Source organism: Helicobacter cynogastricus (genome assembly GCF_900197855.1).
Classification (GTDB): domain Bacteria; phylum Campylobacterota; class Campylobacteria; order Campylobacterales; family Helicobacteraceae; genus Helicobacter; species Helicobacter cynogastricus.
Window position 1 is genome coordinate 94,575 of the sequence record NZ_FZMQ01000011.1, and the last position, 15,822, is coordinate 110,396.

Below are 15,822 nucleotides of genomic sequence, written 5' to 3' on the forward strand. Positions count from 1 at the left end.
AATTTTAAACGCTTTGTATTTGAGGGGTTTCACACAGCGGAGGACTGATTTTATTGTAGCGATAGGCGTTATAACAGATACGCACACTCGCAATAAATACCATGAACGCTACCACCATAAAGAAAACACACAAAATCGCATCAATAATGTGGTTGGTTAGACTTTGTTTTAAGAGAGAAAGGATTTCAGGATCTTGCGTGTGGCCGATTTTTTCATAGAGAATCTGTGCAGTGGCGACATGGGAAACATGGTTGGCTACCTCATTATCGCTTTTGGGCATAACTTTTAAGATACCGCTGTAAAAGGTGATCCCTAAGATCAAAACCGCTGGGATTGCTGTAACAAGCGAATATTTAAAGCGTTGCATTTTAAAGAGAATGGTGGTACTTAGCAAAAGAGCTATACCAGCTAACATTTGATTGCTCACGCCAAATAAGGGCCAAAGGGTGTAAATACCCCCCTTGGGATCGATTGCTCCTTGATAGAGGAAATGCCCCCAAAGGCTGACACAAAGGAAAGTCGCTACCAAAACAGCCATTTGAGAGCTGGTATTCCCTAAGGGTTTATAAATATGTCCCAAGATATTTTGAATCATAAAGCGCGCAGTGCGTGTACCTGCATCTACGGCGGTGAGAATAAAAAGGGCCTCAAAGAGGATCGCAAAGTGATACCAAAATGCCATCACAGCGGGGTTACCCACAATGTGATAAACCAGCATGGACAACCCGATCGCAAAGGTGGGCGCGCCCCCTGTGCGGCTTAAAATGCTGTGTTCGCCAATATTGCGGGTCAGTTCTTGAATTTCTTGGGGAGTGATGGTAAAGCCCCAAGAGCTGATCACTTTGGCAGCTTGGGTAATGTCTGCACTAATCGCACTCTCAGGTGCATTGATTGCAAAGTAAAGCCCGGGGTGCAAGATAGCTGCCATGATCAAAGCCATAATCGCCACCACCGATTCCATCACCATAGCTCCATAACCCACTGCGCGCGCGTGGCTCTCTTTTTCAATAATCTTAGGTGTCGTGCCTGAGGCGATCAAGGCATGGAAACCGCTAATAGTCCCACAGGCAATAGTGATGAAGAGAAAAGGGAAAAGACTTCCGGCAAAGACTGGTCCGCTACCATTGATAAAAGCGGTAACTTTGGGGATTTGCAAAGGAGGGGCGACAACAATCACAGCCACTACCAGAACCAAAATCACCCCGATTTTCATAAAGGTGCTCAAATAATCGCGGGGTGCCATCAAAAACCACACGGGCAAATTAGAGGAAACAAACCCATAGCCAATCACAACCCATGCAAGTGTGGTCGCTTTGAGGGTAAAAAGTGCGCTCATGGTAGGATCATTGGCTACAACTTTGCCATAGTAGATCGCGCACAACAGCAATCCAAAACCAATTAAAGAGGCTTCTAGCACTTTGCCCGGGCGTAAAAAGCGCATATAAAGTCCCATAAAAATTGCAATAGGGATTGTCATGCTAATAGTAAAGAGTCCCCAAGGGGAATGGGCTAGAGCTTTGACCACCACCATTGCCAAAATCGCAATGATGATAATCATGATCCCCAAGATTCCAAACAACGCAAACCAGCCAACCACTGAACCCATTTCATCCTTGACCATCTCGCCTAAAGACTTGCCATTACGCCGCATGGACATAAACAGAGTCACAAAGTCATGTACACAGCCTCCTAGCACACTCCCAATGAGAATCCACAAAATAGAGGGTAAATACCCCATTTGGGCGGCCAGAATTGGTCCTACTAAAGGGCCAGCCCCAGCGATGGCAGCAAAATGATGTCCAAAAGTGATCGCCTTGTTTGTAGGGACATAGTCGCGCCCATCGTTGTGCACACAGGCGGGCGTGGCGTGTGTGTCATCTAGCCTTAAGACTTTGTAGGCGACAAAATGGCTATAAAAACGATACCCTAGGGAATAAATACAAATAGCTGCTACAACTAGCCAAAGCGTATTGATAGTCTCCCCCTTATGCAAGGCCAATACCCCCAAACACACCGCCCCTACAATAGCCACCAAGCCCCAAAACAAATGGCCCAATTTGCTCATCTTAGCTCCATGTTCCTAGTTTTCAAAGTAAAATTATAAAGATAATACGCATGAATTTTTCTTAAGAAACAAAGTTATCATGTTAGAATAAAGGCTTTGCAGAAAAGTCCTGTGCAAGAGAGGCTAGCTATGCTTTTTCACGCTCTAGAGAAACTCAAGAACAATCCGTGGATGGAGTTTTTAAAGCCTATTACCCAAAGCGCGCCATTTGCTACTTTAAATCAAAATTACATGCAGGCCTTAAGCGATGCGCAAGCTCGCCAAACGCGTGTATTCCCTCCTCCTAACGCGCTTTTTAAAGCTTTTGAGGCTACGCCTCTAGAATCTCTGCATACAATTCTGTTAGGACAAGACCCCTACCATGGAATCTTTACCTATAAAAATCAAGAACACCCTCTTGCAATGGGTTTGAGCTTTAGCGTACCCATCCATGCGCCTATTCCTAAGAGCTTACAAAATATTTATCAAGAGTTACAGCAGAGTTTGCATATCTCTCTGCCCACACATGGCAATTTGCAATCTTGGGCTAAACAGGGGGTGCTATTGCTCAATGCTATTTTGAGTGTGGAAAAAAATAAAGCCAAATCGCATGGGCACTTAGGGTGGGAGAGTTTTACAGATTCAATTTTGATACAACTTTCTCACTTGCAAAGACCCTTAGTTTTTATTTTCTTAGGGCGTGTAGCTCAAGAAAAAATCAAGCTTTTAAACTCCAATCCTCAACACTTGATTCTAAGCGCACCTCATCCAAGCCCTTTGGCTCAGCGCAGACCCCCATTTTTTCTAGGTAGTGGCATTTTTTCACACGCTCAGAGCTTTTTAAACCAAAAAAATATCGCAATGCGATGGGATTTAGACTAAAAGCCTTGACAAATAGTAAAAGTTTGAGGTAGAATTTTGATTTTGCATGCCCTCCCAAAAAGGGAGGGAGACCTGCAACTAGTCTTGGTTATTGCTGTTATTGCTGTTATTGCTGTTATTGCTGTTATTGCGATTGCTATTGTTGCTGTTATTGCTGTTATTGCGATTGCTGCTGCTGTTGTTGCTGTTGCTGCTCATAGCTTTTGTCTCCTTTCGTATATTTGAAGATCAAGTTACCTTGAAACTTCATAGGGCTACTATAGCGTATATTCCGTTTACTTTCGTAAACGGAATATCCATGTTTGGGGCTAATGGCCTAATAAAAATCTCTTCCAGTTCCACTCGATGTATTTCTTGATCCAAATTGCTACTTTACCACGCACACAAAAAGGACCTATTTGTCCTATTGCGTAACATGTACCAAAAGAGCAAAGGGTACCCTGAGGTGAGAATATAAAAGGATTTTTAGATTGGCCAGTGTCCGCATGGGTAAATTCTCTAGCCAAATAAATCCCCATTTGGCGAGCAAGTTGCGCAGTAGGGGGGTAAAAACGCCCCTGTGTAGTTTTAACTCCTGCACAATCTCCTAGAATAAAAATGCCTTTGCCCGGCAAATGAACGGGTTCTAAAAAGCTATTGACTTCCACACGCCCCCTCACACCTTTTAAAAACGCCGAATGGTCAATAACTTCACTCCCACGCACCCCGCATGTCCACACTAGAAAATCTGCCAAAATCTCCCTTTGTGCGCCCTCCTTTTCTACCAAAATGCCATGAGATTTGCATGCTAAAATTTTTGTCCCCACTTCCATTGTTACGCCTAATTTTTGCAGATAATCAAACCCTTTTTGAGCTAGCGTGGGTTTAAACATGGGCAAAATAGTGGGCATCGCTTCTATACAGGTGATTTGAAACGCCTTACCCTGCGAGATTATAGGCAGGGTATCGCTCAAAGCTCCCACCAATTCCACCCCGCTAAACCCCGCACCACACACCACCACACTAAAGGGGCGTTGCTCACGAAAGTTTTGCAAGGCGTTTAAAAGTTTTTGGTGCGTCTCTTGGGCATTCTCAAAATTGGTGATGCTTTGCGTGCACACTTCTACCCCGGGCACACCAAAACTCTCACTTCTAAAACCCAACCCAACAACGAGTTTGTCATAGCGATAGCTTCCCTCTTGAGCGATGACAAGCCCCTCTTGAATCTCTAAGATGCGATCTTGTATAAATTCCACTTCTTTGGGCAAAATTTCGCTTAAGGGGAGTGTGTATTGTCCCTTGAGACCGGCTAACACTTCATGTAAAAGCACACTGAAATAATGCAGAGGAGTTTGAGAAATCAGACGGATACGATATTGAGCGCGCGCCTTAGCGGGCAAACTTTTAATAAAAGAGAGAGAGGCATAACCCCCTCCTAAAACCAACACCTCTACCATTTAATTTTGACAACTGGTTTAATGAAATTAGCTGGCTTGTCCTTCATCCATGCGAGGGCTTGAGCCACCTCTTCAAATTTTCCTTCAAGTCTGTGGGTGATGATGGGCTTTACATCGAGTTTTTTAGTTTGCAAGAGGCGCGCGAGTTTTTCCATGCGATAACGCCCCCCCGGAGTCAAGCCCCCCTTGATAGTCTTATGCCCCATGCCTACATTCCAATCTAGGCGTGAAACGCGTAGGTAATCCCCTGAACCAAAGTAATTGACATTAGAAATTACACCGCCGTTAATGGCACATGCGCAGGCATCGCTTAAAATGTCCGTACCTCCCCCAGCGATCAAAATTTTATCAGCCCCCATTCCCTTAGTCAATTCCATGATTTGCTCTTGCATGGGAGCTTTGCTAAAATTAATAAAATGTGTTGCGCCATAGTGTTTATGCGCCACTTCATAGCGAAAAGGCACACAATCTACCGCGTAAATCTCGCTAGCCCCCATCAAGTTTGCCCCTGCTAAAGCCATCAACCCTACTGGACCTAGACCTACCACAGCCACGCGATCGCCGGGTTTAATGTCTGCAGACTCGGCGCAGTGAAAGCCGGTGGTAACCATGTCGCTAAGCATCACCGCTTCGCTAGGATCGACACCTTCGGGCAAGCGTCCTAGATTTCCATCCGCATCATTGACATGGATTTTCTCAGCAAAAACCCCATCTTTAAAATTAGAAAATTTCCAACCTGCTAGGGGAGCCTCTTCATGCTGGGGATAACCCCTTTGTGCCCCCGAAGAGCTCCAATTAGGGGTGATAGCCGGAATGATCACCTTATCCCCGGGTTTAAAGTCCTCTACCAAGTGTCCCACCTCTAAAACCTCCCCTACCCCCTCATGCCCTAAAAACATATCTGTGCGCTCCCCAATCCCTCCCTCATAGCAAGTGTGCAAATCTGAGGTGCAGGGTGCGACTGCAATTGGGCGCACAATAGCATCACGCGGACCACATTCAAGCTTTTTACGCACAGGTACCACACACTCTAAATGCTCTTTTTCAATAATGCCCACTTTGCCAATGCCCAACATTGCAAAACCCTTAATCATGAGACCCCTTTCAATGAAGTATAGATTCGAAGTATAGCACGCTAGTCTGAATGACTACATAGTTGCATCCCATAGAGTCCTAGTAAGAGCAATAACCAAGATATATAGATATAAGACATCAAGAACCACAAAATAGAAATCGATCCATAAAGCTCATGGTAGGTTCTATTATAGAGAATGTAATACACAAAGCCCCACTTCATCAGCGACCAACAAAGACTTGTACCTCCACTCCATGCCAAAAGATGCCATTTGCGCTTGAACGCTTTTTTTGTAGGAATAGAAAAAAGCAGTAAAAAATAAGCATAGATGGCTACCCATCGTAACAAAGCTAACAAATAGGGGTTGTGAATATTGCGGTGGATATAAATATTGAACAAAATGAGCAGTGAAAGCGCGCTTACAAGCACAAGACCTGTTCCAAACCCCCAGCAAAGAAAGATTTTAACACGGCCTATATGAATATACTTTCGAGATGGAGCGTTGAGAATCTGCGAGGCAATATAGCGGTAGTTTTCACAAAATAAGAAAAAGGCCAAAGCAATAAAGCTGATTTCAATAACTCCAAGCGTGCGGTTGTTGCGCATAAAAGACTGCAAGAAAAAATCCCCGATCTTCATAAAGTCAGGGCTATTGGGCAAGAAAAAGGTTTCTACCTCAAAAGCTTTAGAAAAGGGGTTAACAAAGATGAGGGCAATGAAGAGCAATACCGGAGAAAGGGAGAGAATAGTATAAAAGCTCAAAGAAGAGGCGTAATAGAAAATCCTAGTAATTTCATCAAAACGGGGTTCAAATTTGGATTGATAGAAACAAAGACAATAACAAAATAGGGCGCACACACGCTTGAAAACACGCGCCCAAAAAAGGCGAAGTTTGGACATTAATGGCAGGTGGTGGCGATTTGTAGACCGCACTCCTCAAGCATGGCAATATCTTTAGCAGGCGCATCCCCTTTAGTGGTCAAATAATCCCCTAATACGATCGCTTGCACACCACAATCAAAGATTTCTTTTTGCGAGTCTTTAAAAACCACTTCGCGCCCGCCTGCTATCATCAAGCGCGCTTTAGGCAAAAACTCCCTAGCTAATACCAAGCACTCCAACGCCTCTTCAGGGCTCATAATGGGTTGTTTGATAGGCAGAGAGGGGCTGGGGATAAAAAAATTAATGGGCGTGGTGGCTGGGGCTAGAGATTGTAAAACGCGCAACATGTCAATGCGATCTTGATAGCTCTCACCCATGCCAAAAATCCCCCCACTGCATAGACTCAAGCCCACTTTTAGAACATTTTCACAAGTTTGGTAGCGTTCTTCCCAAGGGTGGGTAGAGCAAATTTGAGGGAAGAAATTTTGCGAGGTTTCTAAGTTGTGGTTGTAGCTGTCAATACCATTTTCTTTTAAAAACTTTAAAGACTCCACATCGGCACGCCCACAACAAGCAATCAAGTGTAAATCGGGCACTTCCTCTTTGATTGCCCGTCCTAAACCAGCGATATAATCGCATTTTTTAGAATCTAAGCCTCGCCCAGAAGTTACCAAACAAAAGCCCAACGCTCCAAAAGCGCGCAGGGTTTTAGCCTCATAAACCACCTCTTCAGTCTTTTTAAACTTATAACGCCGAATTTTGCCTTGATGATGCGAGCTTTGGGTGCAATAAGCGCAATCCTCGCTACAATCTCCACTACTGACATTAGAGATAGAACATAGAAAAATTTCTTGCATGGAAATCCTTTAAGGGCAAGAGAGCCAAAGAATCGAACTTTGCAACGCTTAGGACACCTAAACGCTCTTTGGGTTTGAAGCCCAAGGCACGCACCAGCCATGCTCGCTCTCCGCTGGCATTATAACAAATTAAGTTAATTCCTCGTATTTTAGCGATCCTTGCGATGCACAAAGGGGCGTTTAGACACCCCCGTATAAGTAGACTTAGGGCGGATGATGCGGTTATTAGCTCTCTGTTCTAAGGCATGTGCCATCCACCCAGCTGCACGAGACATCACAAAAAGTGGGGTGTAATAGAGCCGTTCTAAACGCATGTAGTGATAGACCAGTCCCCCGAAGAAATCAATATTATCAGGCAGGCCCTTTTCTTTTTTAACCTTATCTCTAATGGCTAGGGCGATGTCAAAGAGAAGTGGGTCGCCTAAATTTTTTAGCTGTTTGGCTAGCTCAACCCCCACTGCACTTCTGGGATCGGCTTCTTTGTAGATTCGATGCCCAAAGCCCATGATCTTTTCTTTCTTGGCAAAGAGAGCATCGACTTCTTGCAGGGCTTCTTGCACACTTTTAAAACGCAAAATAAAAGCAATGGCCACTTCATTAGCTCCCCCGTGTAAACGCCCTTTTAAAGTGCCAATGCCAGTAGCTACACAAGAGTGGATGTCTGAAAGAGTGCTCGCTGTGATGCGATTGGCGTAAGTGGAGGCGTTAAACTCATGTTCGGCATAAAGGGTGAGCATGGAATCCATCGCCTTGACTTCTACAGGCAAGGGAGGCTGTTGGCGTAAAAACTCTAAGAGATAAGTAGCCATGCTCTTATCAGAGCACAGAGATATTTTTTGACCATGCTTGTGGTAGTGATGCCAATAGATGAGCATGGAGGGTAAACTTCCTAAGATTTGCACCGCTTTCACATGTTGATCAGAAAAATCCAACGCCTCACTAGCCACACAACCCAAAGCCACAACCCCAGCTTTGAGCACATCCATAGGATGCGTGCTGATGGGCAGAGCCTCTAAAACTTGGCGCACCACTAAGGGGAGCTGTCTAAATTCTTGCAATTTAGTCTTAAATGCGCAAAGTTCAGATTCGCTGGGTAGATGTCCTATAAGCAAAAGATGGGCGACTTCTTCAAATTCTGCCCCTTGCACCAAATCCTCAATGCTATACCCTCTGTAATTGAGCCCCTCACCTGTACCCACAGCGGAAATCGCCGAAGAACCCGCGACAACACCTGCCAAACCATCCATATTTGCTCCTTAATTGGAATAAGGGATTATAGCAAGTCTTAATCTCCGATATTACTATAAAGAGCGATCACATCCTCATCTTCTTCGATACGATCTAAAAGTTTCTCAGTTTCTGCTAAAGCCTCAGGATTTAAACTAATGGGACTGGTAGGGAGGCGTTGTAGTGTGGCTTTGTGTATGGGAAGTTTGAGTGCCTCAAAACCCTCATTAAGTTGTTTGAAGTCTTGATAATCCCCGATTGCAAAAAAACTCTCTTCTTCCACTTCTAGGCTCTCTAATCCATAATCAATTAAACTTAATTCTAAATCTTCTAAAGAAAGAGAGAGGACTTTTAAATCCTCTAAATGCCCCTCTAAAACACTTTTGCGCGAAAACATAAATTCTAACGATCCATTAGGCACCATGCTAGCCCCGGGGGTCTTATTAAAGTAGCTTTTGAGATTAGCCACCGTGCGCGTGGGATTGTCTGTCATGCATTCAACAAAGAGCAAAACCCCATGATTAGCCTTGCCCTCATAACTCACTTCTACTAACTGCCCCTCTTTGCTGTTTGCCCGCTTGATGGCTGCTTCAATATTATCTTTGGGCATATTTTGGGCTTTGGCATTGAGTATGGCCGTGCGTAATTTGGCATTGCTCCCTGGATCGCCCCCACCCTCTTTGGCTGCCATAGTGATCGCCTTAGCCAATTTGGGGAAAATCTTACTCATCTTGTCCCAACGCTTTTCCTTTGCTGCGCGTCTGTATTCAAAAGCGCGTCCCATTAAAATCCTTTTTGTAAGAGTTGCACCACCTCTTTAGCGTGGTAGCTAATGATAATATCCGCTCCTGCACGCTTAAAACTTGTCATGGTCTCTAAAAGCAAGCGATCGTAATCCATAAGATTATGAGATTGAGCTAGTTTAAACATGGCGTATTCTCCACTCACATTATAGAGGGCAAGGGGTAAAAGGGTGCGCTCTTTAATCGCGCGCACAATGTCTAAATAAGCTAATGCGGGTTTGACCATTAAAATATCCGCCCCCTCGCTTGAATCATTCAGACTTTCTAAAATGGCTTCGCGTCTATTGGCTGGATTCATCTGATAGCCCTTGCGATCGCCAAACTCGGGCGCAGATTGGGCGGCATCTCTAAAAGGACCATAATAGCTACTGGCAAATTTGCTCGAATAACTCATAATGGGCAAGGTGGTAAAGCCATGAGAATCTAAGGCATGGCGCAAAGTGCTCACCATGCCATCTAACATAGCACTAGGGGCTAGCATATCCACCCCACTTGTGGCTAAAATCAAAGCTTGTTGGGCTAAAATCTCTAAGCTAGCATCGTTATCTAGGCATTGATGTGAATCTAAAATCCCGCAATGTCCATGGTCGGTGTATTCACAAAAACACAAATCGGCGATCACGCACAAAGAGGGAAAGCGTGTTTTAATGACCTGCGTGGCTTTGGCAACGGGGTGATTCGGGCTTAAGGCAACTGAACCCCTAGCGTCCTTATGTTTAGGCAAACCAAAGAGTAAAATAGTGCGCAGACCCATATTCTGTAATTGGGTACATTCCTCTAAAAGGCTATCTAATCCCATTTGAAACACGCCGGGCATAGAGGCGATGGGTGTTTTGCCCTCGCCTTCGCGTACAAAAAGGGGAGTAATAAAATCATGGGGGTGCAGGTGTGTTTCACAGACTAGATCGCGTAAAACTTGATTCGATCGCAAGCGTCTTAGGCGTTTGAACATAGGTATCCTTTTTAGTTTTTATTTTATTTTAGGTGCTTTTCTTGTTGGGGGGGGGGGGGGTAAAAAGGGGAGAAAACTCACGCATAATGCAGTTTTGAATGCTAAACACATTTATCCCCCTTTCATAGCTATAGGTCAAGGTAAGTCCCAAAGTGTCTAGGGCTGTTTTGATAATATACATCCCTAAGCCAAAACCATGCGCCTCGCTTTGGTGCTTGTGCTGAAAATAGGGCTTAAAGTAATGGGCTAGTTCTTCTTTCATGGGTTGCCCTTGATTAGAAACAACTAAATTTTTCCCCAAAATGGTAACTTTAGCCTGCTTATTAGGGCTGTACTTGAGAGCATTATCCAACAGATTCTTAAAAACAAGCGCAAAGAGTTCAAAATCTGTTTGAAAAGTGCAATTAGACACAGCAGCACATATAGAGGTGCTATTATGCTCTAACAACAACATATTTTTTACCCGTTCTAAGAGCTCTTCCATTGTAAAGATTTCTGTTGTGATTTTATAGTTTTTAGATGAAAGTTGTTCGATGCGAGCAAATTGCTCAATAAGAGCGTTCAATCTTTGAAAAGTCCGCACCAATCTCTCTTTTTGAGTTTGATTGTCTACCATCTCGGCGACAATGATTCCTTTTGTAATAGGAGTGCGCAATTCATGCATAATAGCGCGCAAAAATAAAATACGCGATTCATTGAGCCCCTTAATTTTTTTAATGGCACTATCAAAAGCAGAGGCTAAATCCCCGATTTCATCTTGTTGGGCAATTTTACACTCAATATCCATCTCTCCATTAGAAAAGCGATGTACTTTTTTGCGCAATTCGTTGATGGGCATAAATCCTTGCAAGACAAACACGAAGATCATCGTAATCAAAAACCCCCCTACAAAAATGGCGAAATAATAGTTATGATAAGAGGTTTTTTGAATCTCATGGTAGAGCACAGAACCCCCATTGCCCTTAAGGGAGATAAAAATCGTATTACCTACTTTGAGAATACTCGCTAGAGGATTGTCATCGCGTTCAATCTTGCCATTTTGGGCTGCTAACACTTCACGCAACTCTTCTTGAGTGATTTCTTGAAATCCTAATTCGTGCAAATAAACCTCAGCAGAGTAGCGATTGTGCTGGTCGGCTAAAACTTGGTTAATGGTGGTTACAAATTGTTGGTGGCGGATTTGGGTTTGGAAGTTTTCATGATCGATTTGAGAGCGGATAAAATAGTAAGAGAACGCCCCAAAGCTCGCTAGAGAAATCACAAATAAAAAAACAATCTTGCTAAAAATAGACAAAGCTGTTTGGGCTAGTATTCTAGTTTATAGCCCACTCCTCGCACAGAGATAATATACTTGGGTTTTTTAGGATCGTCCTCAATCTTGGAGCGCAAACGCCCAATAATGACATCAATACTCTTATTAGAGCTCTCTGGATTGATGGATTCAGACTCAATGGCAATCGACTCTCTGGAAAAAACAGAGCCCTTTTTACTGATCAACAAGGTTAAAATCTCATACTCTGCGCGAGTCAAATCCAGTTTTTTATTGTGCATATAGACTTCTCTAGCATCTTTATCAATCTTAAAAAGATGGCTTTTGGAAGCATCTTCGCCTTCGGATATAGGCTTTTTATTATAACGCCTCAAAAGGGACTGGATTCGTGCTAAAAGCTCCTTAGGATCGTAGGGTTTAGGGATATAATCATCTGCTCCATACTCAAGTGCCTTAATTTTGTCATCAATATCATTACGAGCTGAAGAAATGATAATGGGGATGTCTTTTTGTTTGGAAATCTTACGGCACACTTCAAGGCCGTCCAAATTAGGCAAGGTCAAATCCAATAACAAAAGATCGTAGTGTTGGGTCGTGGCTGCGCTGATGCCTGTATAGGGTTCATCATAATTCACAACCGCGATGCCATGTTGGTGAAAAAACTCGCTCAAAATCTCAGCAAGCTCAACATCATCTTCTATCATCAAGATTTTGATCACAAATATACCTTGTAAAAAATTCGCCCAAACATCTTATTATACCTTCAATAAATCTAGTCTTGTTGGTAGACTTTAAGCCGTTCTTGCACCACAAAAAGTTGGTACTGCAAGTAGTTGAGCACAAGATCAAGCTTAGTGGGCAAATCCTTAATCTGATGTGCTCTAAGACCTTCAAACAATACTAAAGTCTTTTGCTCAAGGTCTTTTAAAAAAGCCTGTTCCTCTTGAGACATGCGCACAGAGGGCTTAGCTTCAGCTACTACCTTAGGCTTAGGGCCTTTTTGATCGATCTCATCTAAAGTCTGCGCGATAATATTTTTTAATTCCATTCCAATAACCATTTTTCAATTGCGCGCAACTCATCAGAGCTTGTAGCTTGGATGAATAGCTTTTGCATTTTTTGGAGCTCGAAGCGTTGCAAGGGAGCGTACTCATGCAACTGGGCACCAGGCTGGCTCAAACGTTTCACGCCACCTAAAGCCTCCGAGTTGGTAGGATCTTTCTCTAACACGCTATGATAAACCCCTAGAGCTTGTGATTTGAGGCCTTGTAACTCATAAACACTGGCCAAGGCGATTGTTTGTTCCAAGAAACTCTCCATATTTGTCTGTTTATTATACAATATAGGCTTTTAAGCATTGCTTTAATGGATGGCGCATGGAAGTACACATATTATATGTTATTGTCGCAGGACTTGGGTTAAGCGTGGTGAGCGGGCTCTTGCTCAAGCGTATGGATATGCCCATTATCATTGGCTATATTTTAACAGGCCTCATTCTGGTTGCCGTCTTTCATATTGATGAATTTGAGTCCCTTTCAGATATTGCGGATTTTGGAATTGTCTTTCTGATGTTCATGATTGGCCTAGAATTTAATTTTGACAAACTCAAGACGATGAAACAAGAAGTTTTGGTCTTTGGTGGCTTACAAGTCGTGGTTACCTCCTTGATTTTTGTCATCTTTGGCTACTATGTGATGGGGGCTTCTTGGGGTTTTTCCTTAGTGGTTAGCATGGGTTTTTCTCTCTCTTCAACAGCGATTGTGCTAAAATTTTTTGAAGAGAGCAGGCAACTTAGCACACCTGTAGGCAAAATCGTAGTCGGTGTTTTAATCTTTCAAGACATTGCTGCTATCCCTATGTTATTGATTTTAGTGCTAATGGGAGATGCGCAGGCCAATTTGGTAAACCTCTTGGTCAAAACAGCGGTCTCAGCAACCATTATTCTTCTCATCTTGCTATTGCCCGGAAAACAAGTAGCTACAAAAGTCCTAAGCTTGGCAGCAGAGACGCGCTTGCCCGAATTGTTCATGGCGACTATCTTGCTCATTGTTTTTGGAGCGGCAAGTTTGAGCCATTTTTTTGGCTTTTCTATGTCTTTGGGTGCTTTCATAGCGGGTATGGCTATTTCCAAATCCCGTTACCATGTCAAGGTTCAAGACGAATTTGCACCTCTTAAAAATATCTTTTTAGGGCTTTTTTTTGTAACGGTGGGTATGCAAATTAATATTAAATTCTTATTTGCCAACTTCTTTGCTGTCGTGCTTTTATTGAGTTTGGCGATGTTTTTGAAAATCGCAATTTTGTACTCAATCTTGCGTTTTTTTAGAGATGCTAAAAGTGCCATCAAAACAGCCCTTTCCTTAGCACAAATTGGAGAATTCGCCCTTGTTGTTTTTCTAACAGCGAGCAAGCAACATATTTTGACTTTACAGAAACATCAGGGTTTACTAGCTCTTTTAAACGAGAAAGGCATCATCCATGTGCTTCCTCAAGACATTCAACAATTTTTGGTGCTTATGATTATTTTTTCTATGTTAGTTACTCCGTTTATGCTCAAATACCTAGACTCTTTGGCCGGTTTTATCTTGCACAAAGAAAGCATACAAAGCACTAAAAAGGCTAAGAACTGATATAGTCCGCAAATCATGCTAAAATACGCCCTAAATTTATGATAAAGGATCAGTGATGAGCCCTACTAAAATTAGCAAAAAAGAAACCTCCGCAGAGACTCAAGCTTTAGAACATCGTTGGGATTTAAGCGCGCTTTTTAAGAGTGTAGAAGACCTAGATGCACACATGGCTAGTTTGGATAAAAAAATCAAAGCCTATGAAAAAAAATACGCCAATAGCTTTGCCCAGCTCGAGGCCGGGGGCTTTAAAAAGGCTATGGAAGACTATGAAGAGCTCAGCGAGGGTATATCTAGGGCGATGAGTTATGTTTTCCTCATCTTGTCAACAGATATGGAAAAGAGCGATTTGGCTTCCAAATACCAGCTTTTATGTAGCGAACTAGGGCAACATCTCCTCTTTGTTGAAAATGAATTTTGCGCCCTAGATAGTGCCAAACAAGAAGCTTTGATTCAGGCTACTCCCAAGTATGCCTACACTCTGCGCGTACTCTTACAACAAAAGGCGCATATTTTAAGTTTGGCTGAAGAGAAAGTGCTCTTAGCGACTTCTAGCGTGGGTGTGGATGCTTTTTCTCAACTCTTTGATAAAACCCTGACTGCTCTCAAAATTCCCTTTCAAGATCGCCTCGTAAGTGAGGAAGAAATCCTCTCAGAATTGCACAATCCCGATCGCAAATTGCGCAAAAAAGCCCAAAAAGCCCTCACCAAAGCCCTTAAAAAGAACGAAATGGTGCTTACTTATGTGCTCAATATGGTGCGTAAAGACTTGCATATTGATACCAAGTTACGCCACTATGAAAAACCCGAGAGTTTCCGCCACCTTTCCAATCAAATTTCTCAAGCTAGTGTGGATAGCATGTTAGAAATTGTCAATGACAATTACGCTCTTGTGCAACGCTATTACAAAATCAAATCCAAACTTCTAGGCTACAAACTCAAAGACTACGATCGTTATGCACCCATTGATACCAAAGAAAATCCCATCACTTATCAAGAAGCCCTTGATCTTGTTCTTAAAGCCTATAAAGACTTTTCTCCTAAATTCCACAGCATCGCCGAGCAAGCATTGGCGCACGGGTGGGTGGATTCGCATCCGCGCCCTTTAAAACGCGGAGGTGCGTTTAGCGATAGCACCGTGCCTAGCGCGCACCCCTTTGTGCTGTTAAATTTTACCAATAACCGCCGTTCAGCTTTTACTATCGCCCATGAATTTGGGCATATGATTCACCAAACTTTGAGCAAACAAGTGGGCTATCTAAACGCCAACACACCCCTAACCACTTCAGAAACCGCTTCTGTTTTTGGTGAAATGCTTTTGTTTGAAAGTCTTAAACCAAGTTTAAATAAAAAAGAATTACGCAATATCTATGCAGGCAAACTAGAAGACATGTTTTCAACCATGTTTAGACAGGTGGTGATGACCAATTTTGAACGCCGTATCCACAGCACGGAGAACGAGCTCAAAGCAGAGGATTTTGACACTATTTGGCAGGAAGAAAACGCCAAGATGTTTGGTAAAAGTGTTAAGCTCACTAAAAACTATGCCCGTTGGTGGAGCTATATCCCCCACTTTATCCATTCACCCTTTTACTGCTATGCCTATAGCTATGGGCAACTTTTAGTGCTCGCCCTCTTTGGGTTGTACCGCCAAAAACAAACCCCTAGCGAGAAAAAGGCTTTTGTGGAAACCTATACGGAATTTTTAAGCAAGGGGGGTAGCCAAAGCCCTGGWAGGCATGTTTGGGCTAGACATCGCTGATAAAG

Annotated in this window: 15 protein-coding genes, 1 tRNA gene and 1 pseudogene; 4 read left to right on the top strand and 13 right to left on the bottom strand. The window is 43.2% G+C overall.

Annotated elements, in window-relative coordinates; all coding sequences use genetic code 11:
* Positions 1-4 precede the first annotated feature (4 nt).
* The gene (locus C6H00_RS05580) at positions 5-2,065 is read right to left on the bottom strand and encodes a carbon starvation CstA family protein (RefSeq protein ID WP_104750023.1); all 2,061 of its coding nucleotides are present in this window, start codon (positions 2,063-2,065) and stop codon (positions 5-7) included.
* Positions 2,066-2,194: 129 nt separating this feature from the next.
* Here C6H00_RS05580 and ung point away from each other — a divergent pair, with 129 nt between their 5' ends.
* Both ung and C6H00_RS08545 read left to right on the top strand, forming a co-directional pair.
* A complete protein-coding gene (gene ung / locus C6H00_RS05585) occupies positions 2,195-2,926 on the top strand; it encodes a uracil-DNA glycosylase (protein WP_104750157.1) in 732 nt (243 codons plus the stop codon).
* Positions 2,927-3,010: 84 nt separating this feature from the next.
* Positions 3,011-3,151: a hypothetical protein gene (locus C6H00_RS08545; RefSeq protein WP_233704442.1), complete on the top strand. Its 141-nt coding sequence runs from the start codon at positions 3,011-3,013 to the stop codon at positions 3,149-3,151.
* An 83-nt stretch (positions 3,152-3,234) separates the two neighbouring features.
* Here the strand turns inward: C6H00_RS08545 and C6H00_RS05590 are convergent, their stop codons facing one another.
* The 12 genes from C6H00_RS05590 to C6H00_RS05640 all read right to left on the bottom strand — a co-directional run bounded on the left by C6H00_RS05590 (position 3,235) and on the right by C6H00_RS05640 (position 12,769).
* Positions 3,235-4,362: an NAD(P)/FAD-dependent oxidoreductase gene (locus C6H00_RS05590; RefSeq protein WP_104750024.1), complete on the bottom strand. Its 1,128-nt coding sequence runs from the start codon at positions 4,360-4,362 to the stop codon at positions 3,235-3,237.
* On the bottom strand, positions 4,356-5,456 hold the full coding sequence (locus C6H00_RS05595; protein ID WP_324728584.1) for an NAD(P)-dependent alcohol dehydrogenase: 1,101 nt from the start codon (positions 5,454-5,456) through the stop codon (positions 4,356-4,358). Before C6H00_RS05595 ends, C6H00_RS05590 begins: the two co-directional genes overlap by 7 nt.
* Positions 5,457-5,497: 41 nt before the next feature.
* Positions 5,498-6,337, bottom strand: a complete 840-nt coding sequence (locus C6H00_RS05600) for a YihY family inner membrane protein (RefSeq protein ID WP_104750025.1) — start codon at positions 6,335-6,337, stop codon at positions 5,498-5,500.
* Positions 6,337-7,176, bottom strand: coding sequence for a biotin synthase (locus C6H00_RS05605; protein ID WP_104750026.1), 840 nt, complete (start codon positions 7,174-7,176; stop codon positions 6,337-6,339). Before C6H00_RS05605 ends, C6H00_RS05600 begins: the two co-directional genes overlap by 1 nt.
* Before the next feature lie 16 nt (positions 7,177-7,192).
* Positions 7,193-7,287, bottom strand: a tRNA-Sec gene (locus tag C6H00_RS08550).
* Between the two features lie 38 nt (positions 7,288-7,325).
* Entirely contained in the window at positions 7,326-8,423 is a 1,098-nt protein-coding gene (locus C6H00_RS05610) for a citrate/2-methylcitrate synthase (RefSeq protein ID WP_104750027.1), read from the bottom strand.
* A 38-nt stretch (positions 8,424-8,461) separates the two neighbouring features.
* A complete protein-coding gene (locus C6H00_RS05615; RefSeq protein ID WP_104750028.1) occupies positions 8,462-9,187 on the bottom strand; it encodes a YebC/PmpR family DNA-binding transcriptional regulator in 726 nt (241 codons plus the stop codon).
* Positions 9,187-10,158 carry a porphobilinogen synthase gene (gene hemB / locus C6H00_RS05620; protein WP_104750029.1) on the bottom strand — a complete coding sequence of 324 codons (972 nt, stop codon included), beginning with the start codon at positions 10,156-10,158 and terminating at the stop codon, positions 9,187-9,189. The genes C6H00_RS05615 and hemB overlap by 1 nt, the downstream gene beginning before the upstream one ends.
* 28 nt (positions 10,159-10,186) lie before the next feature.
* Positions 10,187-11,452 (bottom strand): ArsS family sensor histidine kinase, encoded by a 1,266-nt coding sequence (locus C6H00_RS05625; protein ID WP_104750030.1) that lies wholly within the window; start codon positions 11,450-11,452, stop codon positions 10,187-10,189.
* Between the two features lie 11 nt (positions 11,453-11,463).
* Positions 11,464-12,147 carry an acid response regulator transcription factor ArsR gene (arsR, locus tag C6H00_RS05630; RefSeq protein ID WP_104750031.1) on the bottom strand — a complete coding sequence of 228 codons (684 nt, stop codon included), beginning with the start codon at positions 12,145-12,147 and terminating at the stop codon, positions 11,464-11,466.
* 53 nt (positions 12,148-12,200) lie between these two features.
* The gene (locus tag C6H00_RS05635; RefSeq protein WP_104750032.1) at positions 12,201-12,476 is read right to left on the bottom strand and encodes a CiaD-like domain-containing protein; all 276 of its coding nucleotides are present in this window, start codon (positions 12,474-12,476) and stop codon (positions 12,201-12,203) included.
* On the bottom strand, positions 12,467-12,769 hold the full coding sequence (locus tag C6H00_RS05640; protein WP_233704444.1) for a hypothetical protein: 303 nt from the start codon (positions 12,767-12,769) through the stop codon (positions 12,467-12,469). The genes C6H00_RS05635 and C6H00_RS05640 overlap by 10 nt, the downstream gene beginning before the upstream one ends.
* A 35-nt stretch (positions 12,770-12,804) precedes the next feature.
* Between C6H00_RS05640 and C6H00_RS05645 the strand changes: the two genes are divergently transcribed.
* Both C6H00_RS05645 and C6H00_RS05650 read left to right on the top strand, forming a co-directional pair.
* Complete coding sequence (locus tag C6H00_RS05645) at positions 12,805-14,058, top strand: cation:proton antiporter domain-containing protein (RefSeq protein ID WP_104750034.1); 1,254 nt, start codon at positions 12,805-12,807, stop codon at positions 14,056-14,058.
* Between the two features lie 55 nt (positions 14,059-14,113).
* Positions 14,114-15,822, top strand: a pseudogene (locus C6H00_RS05650) (M3 family oligoendopeptidase); the annotation flags it as partial.

Excerpts from the sequence above, each read along its gene's own strand:
- C6H00_RS05580 (WP_104750023.1), bottom strand. The coding sequence starts at position 2,065 with ATGAGCAAATTGGGCCATTTGTTTTGGGGCTTGGTGGCTATTGTAGGG.
- ung (WP_104750157.1), top strand. The coding sequence starts at position 2,195 with ATGCTTTTTCACGCTCTAGAGAAACTCAAGAACAATCCGTGGATGGAG.
- C6H00_RS05590 (WP_104750024.1), bottom strand. The coding sequence starts at position 4,362 with ATGGTAGAGGTGTTGGTTTTAGGAGGGGGTTATGCCTCTCTCTCTTTT.
- C6H00_RS05595 (WP_324728584.1), bottom strand. The coding sequence starts at position 5,456 with ATGATTAAGGGTTTTGCAATGTTGGGCATTGGCAAAGTGGGCATTATT.
- C6H00_RS05600 (WP_104750025.1), bottom strand. The coding sequence starts at position 6,337 with ATGTCCAAACTTCGCCTTTTTTGGGCGCGTGTTTTCAAGCGTGTGTGC.
- C6H00_RS05605 (WP_104750026.1), bottom strand. The coding sequence starts at position 7,176 with ATGCAAGAAATTTTTCTATGTTCTATCTCTAATGTCAGTAGTGGAGAT.
- C6H00_RS05610 (WP_104750027.1), bottom strand. The coding sequence starts at position 8,423 with ATGGATGGTTTGGCAGGTGTTGTCGCGGGTTCTTCGGCGATTTCCGCT.
- C6H00_RS05615 (WP_104750028.1), bottom strand. The coding sequence starts at position 9,187 with ATGGGACGCGCTTTTGAATACAGACGCGCAGCAAAGGAAAAGCGTTGG.
- hemB (WP_104750029.1), bottom strand. The coding sequence starts at position 10,158 with ATGTTCAAACGCCTAAGACGCTTGCGATCGAATCAAGTTTTACGCGAT.
- C6H00_RS05635 (WP_104750032.1), bottom strand. The coding sequence starts at position 12,476 with ATGGAATTAAAAAATATTATCGCGCAGACTTTAGATGAGATCGATCAA.
- C6H00_RS05645 (WP_104750034.1), top strand. The coding sequence starts at position 12,805 with ATGGAAGTACACATATTATATGTTATTGTCGCAGGACTTGGGTTAAGC.